The organism is Thermanaerovibrio velox DSM 12556 (assembly GCF_000237825.1).
Classification (GTDB): Bacteria; Synergistota; Synergistia; order Synergistales; family Synergistaceae; genus Thermanaerovibrio; species Thermanaerovibrio velox.
The window spans coordinates 619576-633824 of record NZ_CM001377.1; the positions used below are offsets into that span (position 1 = coordinate 619576).

Annotated in this window: 10 protein-coding genes; all 10 read left to right on the forward strand. The window is 59.5% G+C overall.

Annotated features, from left to right (window positions below):
* Nucleotides 1–57: 57 nt before the first annotated feature.
* The 10 genes from rpoB to rplC all read left to right on the forward strand — a co-directional run bounded on the left by rpoB (nt 58) and on the right by rplC (nt 14237).
* Nucleotides 58–3669 carry a DNA-directed RNA polymerase subunit beta gene (gene rpoB, locus THEVEDRAFT_RS02875; RefSeq protein ID WP_006583225.1) on the forward strand — a complete coding sequence of 1204 codons (3612 nt, stop codon included), beginning with the start codon at nt 58–60 and terminating at the stop codon, nt 3667–3669.
* Nucleotides 3670–8352 (forward strand): DNA-directed RNA polymerase subunit beta', encoded by a 4683-nt coding sequence (gene rpoC, locus THEVEDRAFT_RS02880; RefSeq protein ID WP_245522711.1) that lies wholly within the window; start codon nt 3670–3672, stop codon nt 8350–8352.
* Nucleotides 8339–8635, forward strand: a complete 297-nt coding sequence (locus tag THEVEDRAFT_RS10295) for a hypothetical protein (RefSeq protein ID WP_245522712.1) — start codon at nt 8339–8341, stop codon at nt 8633–8635. Before rpoC ends, THEVEDRAFT_RS10295 begins: the two co-directional genes overlap by 14 nt.
* A gap of 123 nt (nt 8636–8758) precedes the next feature.
* Complete coding sequence (locus THEVEDRAFT_RS02885; RefSeq protein WP_006583227.1) at nt 8759–9007, forward strand: ribosomal L7Ae/L30e/S12e/Gadd45 family protein; 249 nt, start codon at nt 8759–8761, stop codon at nt 9005–9007.
* A gap of 50 nt (nt 9008–9057) precedes the next feature.
* Nucleotides 9058–9438: a 30S ribosomal protein S12 gene (gene rpsL, locus THEVEDRAFT_RS02890; protein WP_006583228.1), complete on the forward strand. Its 381-nt coding sequence runs from the start codon at nt 9058–9060 to the stop codon at nt 9436–9438.
* A 14-nt stretch (nt 9439–9452) separates the two neighbouring features.
* The gene (gene rpsG, locus THEVEDRAFT_RS02895) at nt 9453–9923 is read left to right on the forward strand and encodes a 30S ribosomal protein S7 (RefSeq protein ID WP_006583229.1); all 471 of its coding nucleotides are present in this window, start codon (nt 9453–9455) and stop codon (nt 9921–9923) included.
* A 34-nt stretch (nt 9924–9957) separates the two neighbouring features.
* Nucleotides 9958–12024 (forward strand): elongation factor G, encoded by a 2067-nt coding sequence (fusA, locus tag THEVEDRAFT_RS02900; protein WP_006583230.1) that lies wholly within the window; start codon nt 9958–9960, stop codon nt 12022–12024.
* 27 nt (nt 12025–12051) lie between these two features.
* The gene (tuf, locus tag THEVEDRAFT_RS02905; RefSeq protein WP_006582921.1) at nt 12052–13245 is read left to right on the forward strand and encodes an elongation factor Tu; all 1194 of its coding nucleotides are present in this window, start codon (nt 12052–12054) and stop codon (nt 13243–13245) included.
* Nucleotides 13246–13263: 18 nt separating this feature from the next.
* Complete coding sequence (rpsJ, locus tag THEVEDRAFT_RS02910) at nt 13264–13569, forward strand: 30S ribosomal protein S10 (protein WP_006583231.1); 306 nt, start codon at nt 13264–13266, stop codon at nt 13567–13569.
* Nucleotides 13570–13607: 38 nt separating this feature from the next.
* Nucleotides 13608–14237: a 50S ribosomal protein L3 gene (gene rplC, locus THEVEDRAFT_RS02915; RefSeq protein ID WP_006583232.1), complete on the forward strand. Its 630-nt coding sequence runs from the start codon at nt 13608–13610 to the stop codon at nt 14235–14237.
* The last annotated feature ends 12 nt before the right edge of the window (nt 14238–14249 follow it).

Sequence of the window (14249 nt, forward strand, 5' to 3'; positions counted from 1 at the left end):
ATCGCGCCGTACGACTTTTTGAAACACCAAAATTTGCGTAGGGAGGTCGTGACTCCCATGGCTGTAGAAGTTCCTTCCCTCAAGGCGATGGCGACGCGGAAGTATTTTGGCAGGCAGAAGGACCTTGTAGAGTTGCCGGACCTGGTGGAGGTCCAGCGTCAATCCTACGATTGGTTCTTCCAGGCGGATGAGAATCCGGACTTTAGGAAAGCGCAAGGTCTTCAGGAGCTTTTCAACGAGATATTCCCGATCGAGAGTTACGATGGCAGCTTTGCCCTGGAGTTCGTCCGCTATTACGTGGACGAGCCGGCCATAAGCTTGGATGAGGCGAGAAGCAGGGATCTCACCTGGTCCATGCCTGTGCGGGCCACCATAAGGCTTGTGAACAGGCAAAACGGGGAGATCAAGGAGGAGGACGTTTATCTGGGGGACTTCCCGGTGATGACGGACCGGGGGACCTTCATAATAAACGGCACCGAGAGGGTTGTGGTCAGCCAGCTGGCCAGGTCTGCGGGGGTTTACTTCTCCGCCGATCTGTCCGCTCCCGGGCAGGAGGTTTACACCGCCAAGGTCATCCCGGACCGCGGGGCTTGGTTGGAGTTTGACCTCACCCCCAGTGAGTTCCTCTCCGTGAAGATAGACAACCGGAAGAAGATACCGGTCACCATGTTTCTTAAGGCCCTTGGGGTCCCCTCGGACGATGAGCTTTTGGAGCTCTTCGGTGCTTCCGTGGAAGAGGTTGACCTGGTGGAGGAGGATGTCAAGGGCATGCTCCTTGGGGAGCCCATAATCGCCGCCGACGGCAGGGTGATCTTCCCTAGGAACGATAGGATAACGAAGGAGCACCTGGACGAGCTTTGGAGGCAGGGCAGGACCAAGATAAAGGTATGGCGGGTGGATCACTCCATAGCCGCCACCATGGAGAAGGACAACACCGACTCCTCTGACGAGGCCGTTTTGGAGCTCTTCCGGCGTCTTAAGCCCAACGAGCCTCCCAGGATGGAGAACGCCAAGGAGCACATGCACGGCCTGTTCTTCGACAGCCGCCGTTACAACCTTGGCAGGGTGGGGCGTTACAAGCTGAACCGTCGGCTTGGGTTGGACGTGGACGAGAACCAGCGGCTTCTAACGATCCAGGACGTGGTGGCGATAGTCAACGGCCTGTTGAAGCTCAGGGACGGCCTTGAGCGGGAGGACGACATAGACCACCTGGGGAACCGCCGGGTCAGGGCGGTGGGGGAGCTCTTGCAGAACCAGGTGAGGATAGGGCTTCTTAGGATGGAGCGGATAGCCAAGGAGAGGATGACCACCATCCCGGATCTGAGCTCCGCCACTGCCAAGGACCTTATAAACGTGCGTCCCATAAGCGCCGCCCTGAGGGAGTTCTTTGGATCGGGACAGTTGTCTCAGTTCATGGATCAGACAAACCCGTTGGCGGAGCTTACCCACCGGCGCCGGCTTTCTGCCCTTGGCCCCGGAGGGCTTTCTCGGGAGAGGGCGGGTTTCGAGGCCCGGGACGTGCACTACACTCACTACGGCAGGATATGTCCCATAGAGACCCCGGAAGGGGCCAACATAGGTCTGGTTACGTCCCTTGCCACCTATGCGAAGCTCAACGAGTACGGCTTCCTGGTCACGCCCAGGAGGCGGGTGGTGGACGGCAGGGTCACCGATGAGGTGGTTTACCTGTCCGCGGATGACGAGGACGAGTTCTACGTGGGGATGGCCAACACCCCGGTGGATGAGGAAGGCAACATCCTGGTGGACGAGGTCCACGTGCGTCATCGGGGGGACATAAAGGTGGTGCCGAAGTCCCAGGTGGACTTCCTGGATGTTTCGCCCAAGCAGATAGTTTCGGTTTCCACCGGGCTGATCCCGTTCTTGGAGCACGACGACGCCAACCGGGCCCTAATGGGGTCCAACATGCAGCGCCAGGCGGTGCCCTTGGTGATAGCGGACTCTCCGTACGTGGGCACCGGGATAGAGGCCAAGATAGCCATGGACTCCGGTTCCTGTGTGCTCGCCAAACGGGCGGGTCGAGTGGAGTTTGTGGATGCGGACCGCATAGAGATACGGGCCGAGGATGGCACCCTTGATTGCTACAGGCTCATCAAGTTCCGTCGTTCCAACCAGGGGACGGTTATACATCAGAAGCCCCTGGCCAAGAAGGGGGATCTGGTGAAGGCCGGTGACGTTATAGCGGACGGCCAATCCTGCCAGGGTGGCGAGCTTGCGCTGGGGCGCAACGTCTTGGTGGCCTTCGTCTCCTGGGAGGGTTACAACTTCGAGGACGCGATCCTGCTCAGCCAGAGGGTTGTGAAGGAGGACTACTACACCTCGATCCACATAGAGGAATACGAGGTGGAGGCTCGGGATACCAAGTTGGGGCCCGAGGAGATAACCCGTGACATCCCGAACGTGGGCGACGATGCCCTTAAGAACCTGGACGAGAGGGGAATAGTCCGCATAGGGGCGGAGGTCCGGGCGGGGGACATACTGGTGGGCAAGGTGACTCCCAAGGGCGAGTCCGACCAGTCCCCGGAGGAGAGGCTGCTGAGGGCCATATTCGGGGAGAAGGCCCGGGAGGTCCGGGATACCTCCCTTAGGGTTCCACACGGTGAGGGTGGCAAGGTGGTGGCCATAAAGCGCCTCAATCGGGAGCACAACAGCGAGGACCTGAGCCCCGGTGTCAACGAGGTCGTTAAGGTCTACGTAGCCCAGTTCCGCAAGATAACCGAGGGGGACAAGATGGCGGGTCGCCACGGCAACAAGGGTGTGGTGTCCAAGATATTGCCCGAGGAGGACATGCCGTTCCTCTCCGACGGGACCCCGGTGGACGTGGTGCTGAACCCCCTTGGGGTGCCCAGCCGAATGAACCTGGGGCAGGTGTTTGAGACCATAATGGGCTTTGTGGCCATGCACAACGGCTGGAAGGTGGCCACCCCGGTGTTCGAGGGGGCGGACGAGGAGGAGATCTTCCGCCTGGTGGAGAAGATCCGGGACGAGAAGTATCCGGAGCTCACCAGGGATTGCAAGATAACCCTGTACGACGGCCGTACTGGGGAGCCCATGGACAAGAAGGTCACCGTGGGGGTCATGTACATGCTCAAGCTGATCCACCTGGTGGATGACAAGATCCACGCGAGGTCCACCGGGCCGTACAGCTTGATAACCCAGCAGCCCTTGGGCGGTAAGACCCAGTTTGGAGGTCAGCGCTTTGGGGAGATGGAGGTCTGGGCCCTTGAGGGTTACGGGGCGGCCCACATGCTCCAGGAGATACTGACCGTCAAGTCCGATGACATAAGGGGTCGTCTTAAGACTTACGAGAGGATCGTAAAGGGTCAGAACCTGGCCAAGCCAGGGGTGCCCGAGAGCTTCCGGGTGCTCATCAAGGAGCTTCAGGGGCTTGGGCTTGACGTGGAGATAGAGTACGACGACGGCACCGTGGGAGAGCTCATCATGGGTGACGATGAGGACGATTCCAGGCCCAGGCCCAAGAGGGAAGAGGGGCTCTTTGAGGCCGGTGATGTCAGCGCCGAGGATGCCTTTGGGGTGAGCGATGAGTCCCTTGCGGATCAGGAGGCCCGGGAGGGGCTTGGGGATATATTCACGGTCCGGGATTTAGAGGAGGACCCCTTTTTGGCGGGGGAAGAGGAGGGGGACGCTTAAATGGCTCATAAGGACATAGTGGGCGTTCGGGTTAAGCTGTCCTCTCCGGAGAGGATACGGGGCATATCCTGCGGAGAGGTCAAGAAGCCTGAGACCATAAACTACAGGACCCTTCGTCCCGAGAAGGACGGGCTCTTCTGCGAGAGGATCTTCGGTCCCACCAAGAGCTTTGAGTGCGCCTGCGGGAAGTACAAGAGGAGCGGCCCCAAGTTCAAGGGTGTGGTGTGCGATCGCTGTGGCGTTGAGGTTACCGATAACCGGGTGCGCCGTGAGCGGATGGGTCATATCGAGTTGGCCGCTCCGGTGGTGCACATATGGTACCTCCGGGGAATCCCAAGCCGTCTGTCCCTCCTCATAGGGACCTCCACCAAGGACCTGGAGAAGGTGGTGTACTTCGCCCCCAATAGGAAGAGGGAGCCCGCCTACAAGGTGGTGGTTGAGGGCAGGAGGACCGATCTGGTCCGCCGGGGGGATGTCATATCCGCTTCGGAGGAGAGGGTGCACCGGTTCTACGACTCCAAGTTCAAGGCCGAGGAGGCTTACCGCATAGTCCGGGTGGATGAGCTTCCGGTGGCGGAGGGGGATGTCATAAGCCTTCACCAGCTGGCCCGCTATAGGGCGGAGTTTGGGGAGGACCTTTTCACCGCCGAGAGGGCCTACGAGGTATCGGATGGGGAGCAGACCCGGGTGATCCCGGAGTCCCAGCTCAAGGAGTTGGGCAGTAACGTTGGGTCTTTCACCCCCATGCTCATAAACAATCAGGAGGCCTACGTGGTCACCAGTGCTCTTAGGCTGCCCTTTGGGAAGAACGACGTGCTCTCCAAGGGGGAGTGCGAGCTCTACATGCAGAAGTTCCCCGGCCGTTTCCAGGCCCAGCCCGAGACCGTGACCATCGAGGACCCCTGCTACATAGTGATTCAAAAGGGGGATTCCCCCTTTGAGATGGGGGAGATAATAATAGACAGGGAGCAGTACCTGTGCTCCCGTTATGATAAGTCCTTCATGGCGGGGATCGGAGCGGAGGGGGTTCTCGAGCTCCTCAAGCGGATCGATCTCGAGGACCTGGCCGCCACCCTGCGGGAGGAGATAGCGGAGTCCTCTGGGCAGAAGAAGAGGAAGCTGGTGAAGCGTCTCCAGGTGGTGGAGGACTTCCGGAAGAGCGACAGCCGTCCCGAGTGGATGATACTGTCGGTGCTTCCGGTGATCCCCCCGGACTTGAGGCCCATGGTTCAGCTGGACGGTGGTCGTTTCGCCACGTCGGACCTGAACGATCTCTACCGGAAGGTCATAAACCGCAATAACCGTTTGAAGAAGCTCATGGAGCTTAAGGCGCCGGAGATAATAATCCGGAACGAGAAGAGGATGCTTCAGGAGTCCGTGGACGCGTTGATAGACAACGGTCGCCGGGGCAAGCCGGTGCCCGGTGCCGGCGGGCGTCCTCTTAAGAGCCTTACGGACCTTCTTAGGGGTAAGAAGGGTCGGTTCCGCCAGAACCTGTTGGGCAAGCGGGTGGACTACTCAGGCCGTTCTGTCATAGTGATTGGTCCTAATCTCAAGATATACCAGTGCGGTCTGCCCAAGCAGATGGCGTTGGAGCTCTTCAAGCCCTTTGTGGTGCACAAGCTGGTGGAGCGGGGGCTTGCGGCGAACGTTAAGAACGCCCGGCGTCTCATCGAGCGGGGCAAGGACGAGGTCTGGGCGATCCTGGAGGAGATAATAAAGGACCATCCGGTGCTCCTGAACCGTGCACCCACCCTTCACAGGCTGGGTATCCAGGCCTTTGAGCCGGTGCTCATCGAGGGCAAGGCCATAAGGCTGCACCCGTTGGTTTGTACCGCCTTCAACGCGGACTTCGACGGAGACCAGATGGCGGTTCACGTGCCCCTTTCTCTGGAGGCCCAGGCGGAGGCCAGGATACTAATGCTGTCCTCCAATAACCTCCTGTCCCCCTCCAGCGGTAAGCCCATAGTTACCCCTACCCAGGACATAATACTGGGGGTTTACTACCTCACCGGCATGAAGGAAGGGCTCAAAGGGGACGGGCTTCACTTCAGGGATGAGGATGACGTGCTGTCCGCCCTGGACCACGGGGTGGTTCACGTCAACGCCAGGATCAAGCTGAGGAACCGTCCCGAGTGGGGTCTTGGGGACGAGCGCTGGGTTGAGACCAGCCCTGGTCGGGTGGTGTTCAACTGTGCCCTTCCGGGTAAGATGAGGTTCATAAACCGCCAGATCAGCAAGAAGGACTTTGGTGCCCTTTTGGACAACGCCTACGACACGGTGGGGCAGGCGGCGATGGTGGAGATGTTGGACGAGATAAAGACCTTGGGTTACCGCTGGTCCACCAAGAGCGGTATAAGCCTGGGCATTGGGGATGTCATAGTGCCTCCACAGAAGGAGACCATAGTGAACGAGACCATGATCTTCGAGGAGGAGTTGTCATCCCAGTACGACATGGGCATCCTCACCGAGGACGAGTACATGCGGCAGAAGGACGCCCTCTGGTCCGAGGCGGTGCGCCGCATAGTGGACAAGATCGTGGAGAACATGGACCCGGATAATCCGCTCCGCATAATGGTGGACTCCGGGGCGAGGGGTTCTAAGAGCCAGGTGGCCCAGATGGCGGGTATAAGGGGACTCATGGCGGATCCTTCGGGTAAGATAATCGACTACCCCATAGTCTCAAACTTCAGGGACGGACTTAACATGCTGGAGTACTTCATATCCACCCACGGGGCCCGTAAGGGGCTCTCCGACACCGCCATGAGGACCGCCAAGTCCGGTTACCTCACCAGGCGTCTTGTGGACGTGGCCCAGGATCTCATCATAACCGAGGAGGACTGCGGCACCGACCGGGGAGTGGAGATGAGGCCCTTGAAGCAGGAGTCCAAGGTTGTCATCCCCCTGTCCGAGCGGATCGCCGGCAGGGTGGCCCTTAGGGACGTGGTCCTTCCCGACGGTAACTGTGCGGTTAGGGCTGGGGAGGAGATAACCCTTAACGCCGCCAAGGCGATAGAGAAGGCCGGGGTGGAGAGCGTGTGGGTGAGGAGTCCCCTGACCTGCGGGTTGAGGAACGGGATATGCAGGACCTGTTACGGCAGGGATCTTGCTACCCGTCACAAGGTGGCCATAGGTGAGGCGGTTGGGGTCGTGGCCGCTCAGTCCATCGGTGAGCCCGGTACCCAGCTGACCATGAGGACCTTCCACACCGGTGGGGTTCGTCAGTTCACCGGAGAGGACATAACCCAGGGTCTTCCGCGGATAGAGCAGCTCTTTGAGGTCCGCAAGCCCAAGAAGGTGGCCCTTATATGCGAGCATGACGGGGTTGTGGTGGAGCGCCGGGAGGGTGACGGCAAGAGGAAGCTGATCATCGCGGTTCCCAGGGAAGATGGCAGCGAGGACCGGGTGGTTTACAACCTGCCCGCCTCCCAGAACCTGCTGCCCGGTGTTGAGGAGGGCATGCCGGTGAGGAAGGGGCAGGTCCTGACCGAGGGCTACATAGATCCCCAGCAGCTCCTTGAGATAGAGGGGCTTGAGGCGGTGCAGCGCTACATCTTGGATGGCATACAGGACGTTTACCGTTCCCAGGGTGTCTCCATAAACGACAAGCACATAGAGGTCATCCTTCGGAAGGTGGCTCCGGTGAACCGGGTGCGCATCGTCGAGGAAGGGGACAGTGCTTTTGTGGCGGGGGAGCTTGTTTGGATCGATGACCTGGAGGAGGAGAGCCGTCGCATAGCCGAGCAGAACGCTCGGTTTATGGATGAGGCGTCCTTCTTGAACGGAATGGTTGTGAAGGATGCGGTGGGTTCCCTGGAGGGAACCGGCATAGCCCGGGACGAGGAGCTCACGTTTGAGAAGGTGGAGCGTCTTCTGTCCCCCGGGGTTGGGGCCTCCGAGTTGTTGTGTCAGGACAGGGAGGGTCTCATCCGGGTGGTCATAGGAGAGGCCTCCTTCAAGAGGGAGCTTGAGGGGCTGGAGCTCCTTCGGGATGTGGAGTTGGCGGAGGGTTGCGTGCTGTCCGCTGGCACGAGGTTGACCTCCGCGGACGTCTCCCGGATAGTGTCCGTTGGGCCCAAGCCCGTATGGGTGAAGGACCTTCGGGCCATGGAGGACATGGTAGGGGAAGTGTACCTGGCGGAGGACGTTCCGGTTGGGGATAAGGTGTTGAGCCTTAAGGACCGGCTTTTCGACCAGGATGTCTTTGAGCTTTTGAGGTCCAATTCTGTTGAGAGCGTCAGGGTGTGGCGCAACCCCGAGAGGCTTGACCTCTGCAAGGACATATATGAATATCTGATAGGCAACTACCTGTCCCAGCGGGTGCTCAAGCTGATCAACCGGGATGGTACGGTTGTCGAGCCCACGGAGCAGAGGATCAGCATGGACGTGGCGGAGGGCTTGAGGTCCGGGGATGTAGAGGCGGTGGAGTTGGACAGCGGGGTGATCTCCAGGGAGAAGATCCTCAAGTCCATCCTCACTGATAAGGCCTATGGCAAGGTGTTGTTGGAGACTGTGCGTGATGCGGATGGTAACCCGGTGATCATGAGCGGCCGGGAGGTCAACCATCAGGTGATGGAACAGATAATCGCCCTTGCCCCTTCGGAGCTTGTGGTGCGTCCCATATTGGCCCAGGGGGAGGCAGAGGCGTCTTATACAGCGGATAGCGTTTGTGAGGCGTCTTAGGGAGCTTCCCACCTGGAAGCCCGTGTTGCACGGGGTCACCAAGGCGGCGCTTGCCACGGACAGCTTCCTCTCCGCCGCCTCTTTCCAGCAGACCGCTCAGGTTTTGGCCTCTGCGGCGGTGAGGGGTGACGTGGATCGGTTGCTTGGTCTCAAGGAGAACGTTATAATAGGGCTTCTGATCCCGTCTGGGACCGGAATTGACAAGTATCGGAAGGTGAAGGTTCATGAGCCTGTGCGGGCTGGTGCGTCGTCCGGGTTGTTTGAGGGGGACGGTGCGGCCTAGAAAAGGGGCTGGGATCTTCGCGGTTTGTGGTGGTTGATTTTTGGTTTGGCGGGCGGTCTTCCTTGACAGGTTTGGCCGCCCGTTGTTATGATTCCTTGGTGCTTTTGCACGGGAGGGATAGGTATGCCCTTGAGCGAGCTCGCTTCGGAGGATCGCGTTGTGGGGATCCGTTCGGTGATGAGGAGGTTGGAGAAGGGGGAGCTCAGGAAGGTGTTTCTCTCCCGGGATGCCGAGGCGGAGTTAGTCTTGGCGGTGGAGGAGGAGGCGCTCCGTCGCGGGGTGGACGTGGAGTGGGTGGATGAGTCCCTGCTGTTGGGCAGGGCCTGTGCCATATCTCGTCCAGCCGCTGCTGCGGGTTTGAGGAAGCGTTAATAACCCCCGTTGATGTTGGGGGTTGCGAAGCCTAGAAAGGAGGTAATTGTGTGCCCACTATAAGTCAGTTGATCAGGTACGGCCGTGAGGAGAAGAGGCGTAGGTCCAGTGCTCCCGCCCTGCAGGAGAACCCTCAGCGGAGGGGTGTTTGCACCCGGGTTTACACGGTGACCCCGAAGAAGCCGAACTCGGCTTTGAGGAAGGTTGCTCGTGTGCGTTTGACCAACGGGATAGAGGTGACCGCCTACATTCCCGGGGAGGGTCATAACCTTCAGGAGCACTCGGTGGTCCTGGTCCGGGGAGGCCGTGTGAAGGACCTTCCGGGTGTTCGTTACCACATAGTTCGCGGTACCCTTGACTGCGGCGGCGTGGAGAAGAGGCGTCAGGGCCGTTCTAAGTATGGGGCCCGTCGTCCGAAGCAGGGTGCGTAGGGAGGAATTCGAATATGCCTCGCAAGGGACATGTGAAGAAGCGGGTTGCGTCGCCGGACCCAAGGTTTCAGAGCCAGGGGATAAGCAAGTTTATCAACTGTCTGATGATCGGCGGCAAGAAGAGCATAGCGGAGAGGATCATGTACGGTGCCTTGGACTTGGCGGGACAGAGGCTTGGCATGGAGCCGGTGGATGTCTTTGAGAAGGCCATGTCCAACGTGAGGCCCGTGGTGGAGGTTCGTCCTCGCCGGGTTGGGGGTGCCACCTATCAGGTGCCGGTGGAGGTGGAGCCTGACAGGGCCCAGGCGCTGGCGATACGGTGGATCATAAGCTACGCCCGTTCCCGGAAGGGCATTCCCATGGTGGAGCGTCTCGCCCGGGAGTTCGCCGACGCATGCAAGGGCGAGGGCGGAGCGGTGAAGAAGAAGGAAGACACCCATCGCATGGCGGAGGCCAACAGGGCTTTCGCTCACTACAGGTGGTAGTGGTGTGTAGTCTGGCTATAGGAAGGACGATTCTGTGGTGACCGCAACTAACCTTCAGTCGATAAGGAACATCGGTATAGCCGCCCATATAGACGCCGGCAAGACCACCACCAGTGAGCGGATACTCTTTTACACCGGCCGCAAGCACAAGATCGGTGAGGTCCACGAGGGTGCCGCCACCATGGACTGGATGGAGCAGGAGCGGGAGCGCGGAATCACCATAACTTCCGCCGCCACGACCTGTCAGTGGCGGGATTGCACCATCAACCTCATTGATACGCCCGGCCACGTGGACTTTACCGTAGAGGTGGAGCGCTCCATGCGGGTGCTCGACGGTGCGGTATCCGTGTTCTGTGCCGTGGGTGGTGTGGAGCCTCAGTCTGAGACCGTGTGGCGTCAGGCGGACAAGTATCGGGTGCCCCGCATAGCCTTTGTCAACAAGATGGACCGGGTGGGGGCTGACTTCTGGGGTGTGGTATCCCAGATGAAGGAGCGTCTTGGGGCCAGGCCGGTTCCCATTCAGATGCCCATAGGGGTTGAGGACGGCTTTGTGGGGGTGGTGGACCTTGTGGAGTTCAAGGCCGCCATCTACGAGGATGATCTTGGAACTGACTACAAGAAGGTGGAGGTTCCGGCGGAGCTCCTGGAGGAGGCGAAGCTCGCGAGGGACGCCATGCTCGAGCAGCTGGCGGACTTTGACGAGAGGATAATGAACGCCTACCTGGAGGGGCAGCCGGTGGAGGAGGCTTGGATAAGGGAGACCTTGAGGGCCCAGACCATAGGGCTTAACATAGTCCCGGTCTTGTGTGGCTCCGCCTTCAAGAACAAGGGGGTTCAGCTGCTGCTGGACGCGGTGGTTGACTACCTGCCGAGCCCGGTGGACATCCCTCCCTGCGAGGGGGTTAATCCGGACACCGGCGAGACCGTTTACGTTAAGGCGGATGTCGATGAGCCCTTCGTGGCCTTGGCGTTCAAGATAATGGTGGATCCCTACGTGGGCCGTCTCGCCTTCTGTCGGGTTTACTCCGGCAAGCTGGAGAGCGGGTCCGGCATATACAACTCCAACACCCGTCGTCGGGAGCGGGTGGGCCGAATCCTTAGGATGCACGCCAACAAGAGGGAGGAGCTTGATTCTGCCAGTGCGGGGATGATAGTGGCGATCCCGGGGCTTAAGCAGGTTCGCACCGGTGACACCTTGTGTCTTGAGGACAAGCCGGTGGTCCTTGAGTCCTTGGAGTTCCCCGAGCCGGTGATCTCCTTGGCGGTGGAGCCCGCCAGCAAGGCGGATCAGATCAAGCTTGCCAAGGGCTTGGAGGCTCTCTCCGAGGAGGATCCCACCTTCCGGGTTCGGGTGGACGAGGAGACCGGCCAGACCATCATCCAGGGCATGGGTGAGCTTCACCTGGAGATAATAGTGGACCGGCTCAAGAGGGAGTTCGGAGTGGACGTCAAGGTTGGCCGTCCTCAGGTGGCCTACCGGGAGGCCATACGGAAGCCCGCCCGTGCTCAGGGGCGTTTTGTGCGTCAGTCCGGAGGTCGCGGTCAGTACGGTGATGTGGTCCTGGAGATCGAGCCCATGGAGGGTCACAAGGGCTATGAGTTCTTGGACAAGATCGTGGGCGGTGTGGTTCCCAAGGAGTACATCCCCGCGGCCCAGAAGGGCGTGGAGGAGGCAATGAACAACGGCGTTCTCGGGGGTTACCCGGTGATAGGTGTCAGGGTCTCCATAGTGGATGGTAGCTATCACGAGGTTGACTCTTCTGAGATGGCGTTTAAAATAGCTGGGTCGATGGCTTTCAAGGAGGCCATGAGGAAGGCAGATCCGGTGTTGATGGAACCCATCGTCAGCGTGGAGGTTGTCACCCCCGAGGAGTACATGGGGGATGTCATAGGCGACCTTTCCTCCCGGCGCGGCAAGGTGGAGGGCATGGGAGAGAGGGGCAACGCCAGGGTCGTGAAGGCCTTTGTGCCGCTGGCGGAGATGTTTGGGTATGCCACGGACCTTAGGAGCAAGACCTCGGGTCGGGCTTCCTACACCATGGTGTTCAGCCACTATGAGGAAGTGCCCCGCGAGGTGGCGGAGAAGCTTCTTAAGGGTTAACAGAGTTTTTGAGGAGGTATGGGTAAGATGGCGAAGGAGAAGTTTACCAGGTCTAAGCCGCACCTTAACATTGGCACCATAGGTCACATAGACCACGGCAAGACCACGTTGACGGCGGCGATAACGAAGACGCTGTCGAAGAAGGGTTATGCGGACTTTACGCCCTTTGATCAGATAGACAAGGCGCCGGAGGAGCGGGAGCGCGGCATAACCATCAACATAGCGCACGTGGAGTATCAGACGGACAATCGTCACTATGCGCACATTGACTGCCCTGGGCACGCGGACTACATAAAGAACATGATAACCGGTGCGGCTCAGATGGACGGTGCTATTTTGGTGGTTTCTGCGGCGGATGGTCCGATGCCTCAGACCCGTGAGCACGTGTTGTTGGCCCGCCAGGTTAACGTTCCTGCGTTGGTGGTGTTCATGAACAAGTGCGACATGGTGGACGATCCGGAGCTTTTGGATCTGGTGGAGATGGAGATCCGGGATCTTTTGAACAAGTACAACTTCCCTGGGGACGAGGTTCCCATCGTTCGGGGTTCTGCGTTGAAGGCGTTGGAGGCGGAGGGCGAGGACGAGTGGACCGACAAGATCTGGGAGTTGATGAAGGCTTGCGACGAGTACATCCCGACTCCTGTTCGTGAGACCGACAAGCCGTTCCTGATGCCCATAGAGGACGTGTTCACGATCACCGGGCGCGGCACGGTTGTTACCGGTCGTGTGGAGCGTGGCATAATCAAGCCCGGCGATGAGGTTGAGATAGTGGGTATGAGGGACACCCAGAAGACGGTGGCCACGAGCCTTGAGATGTTCCGGAAGATATTGGACGAGGCAGTGGCTGGGGACAACGTGGGTGTTCTTTTGAGGGGGACTGGGAAGGACGAGGTTGAGCGTGGTCAGGTGTTGGCGAAGCCTGGCAGCATCAAGCCGCACAAGCACTTCAAGGCGGAGGTTTACGTGTTGAAGAAGGAGGAGGGTGGTCGTCACACGCCGTTCTTCTCTGGTTACAAGCCCCAGTTCTACTTCAGGACCACGGACGTGACGGGAGAGATAAAGCTTCCGGATGGTGTTGAGATGGTCATGCCTGGGGACAACAGCCAGTTTGAGGTGAAGTTGATAGTGCCGGTGGCTCTTGAGCCGGGTCTTAGGTTTGCGGTTCGCGAGGGCGGCCGCACCGTGGGCGCCGGGGTGGTCACCGAGATACTGGACAAGTAGGCCTTAGGGGGAATCGTCGTGGCCAAGAACATCAGGATAAAGCTGAAGGCCTTTGATCACAGGGTCTTGGATGCTTCGGCGGTCCAGATTGCGGAGACGGCGGAGAGGACTGGAGCTCGGGTTTCGGGCCCCATTCCCCTCCCCACCCAGATAAGGAAGTTCACCATCCTTAAGTCTCCTCACAAGGACAAGGACGCCAGGGAGCAGTTTGAGCAGCGGGTTCACAAGCGTCTCATCGACATTTTGGATCCGACCCAGAAGACCATGGAGGCTCTTATGCAATTGAACCTTCCCTCTGGGGTCGACATTCAGATCAAATTGTAGTAAGGTGAGCGCTTGGGGGAAAGGAGTTGAAGGTTGATATGAGCATGGGGATCTTGGGCCGCAAGGTCGGAATGACCCAGGTGTTCGACGCCGAGGGTAAGGCGGTCCCCGTAACCGTGGTTGAGGCGGGTCCCTGCCAGGTGGTGGAGGTCCGTACGATGGAGAAGAACGGATACAGTGCCGTTCAGCTGGGGTTTGGGGAGGCGAATCCTCGCAAGCTCAGCAAGCCCATGAAGGGTTACTTCGCCAAGAACGGCGTGGAGCCCAAGCGTTGGCTCAGGGAGTTCCGGGTTGACGAGGGCCACGGTTATGAGAAGGGGCAGGAGGTAAGGGCGGACCTCTTCTCTGAGGGAGAGGTTGTGGACGTCATCGGCGTAAGCAAGGGTAAGGGTTACGCGGGCGTCATGAAGCGGTTCAACTTTGGTGGCGGTCCCGCCAGCCATGGTTCTTCCAAGTTCCACCGGCAGCCCGGTTCCAGCGGGGCCAACAGCTATCCGGGGCACATCTTCAAGGGGAAGACCATGCCTGGCCGCATGGGAGGGGAGAGGGTTACCGTTAAGAACCTCCGGGTGTTCGCGGTGGACGTGGAGAACAACCTCATCCTCCTGCGGGGGGCTATTCCTGGGGCCAAGGACGGACTCGTCCTCATCCGCAAGGCTTCTGTTTAAGGAGGAAGGATC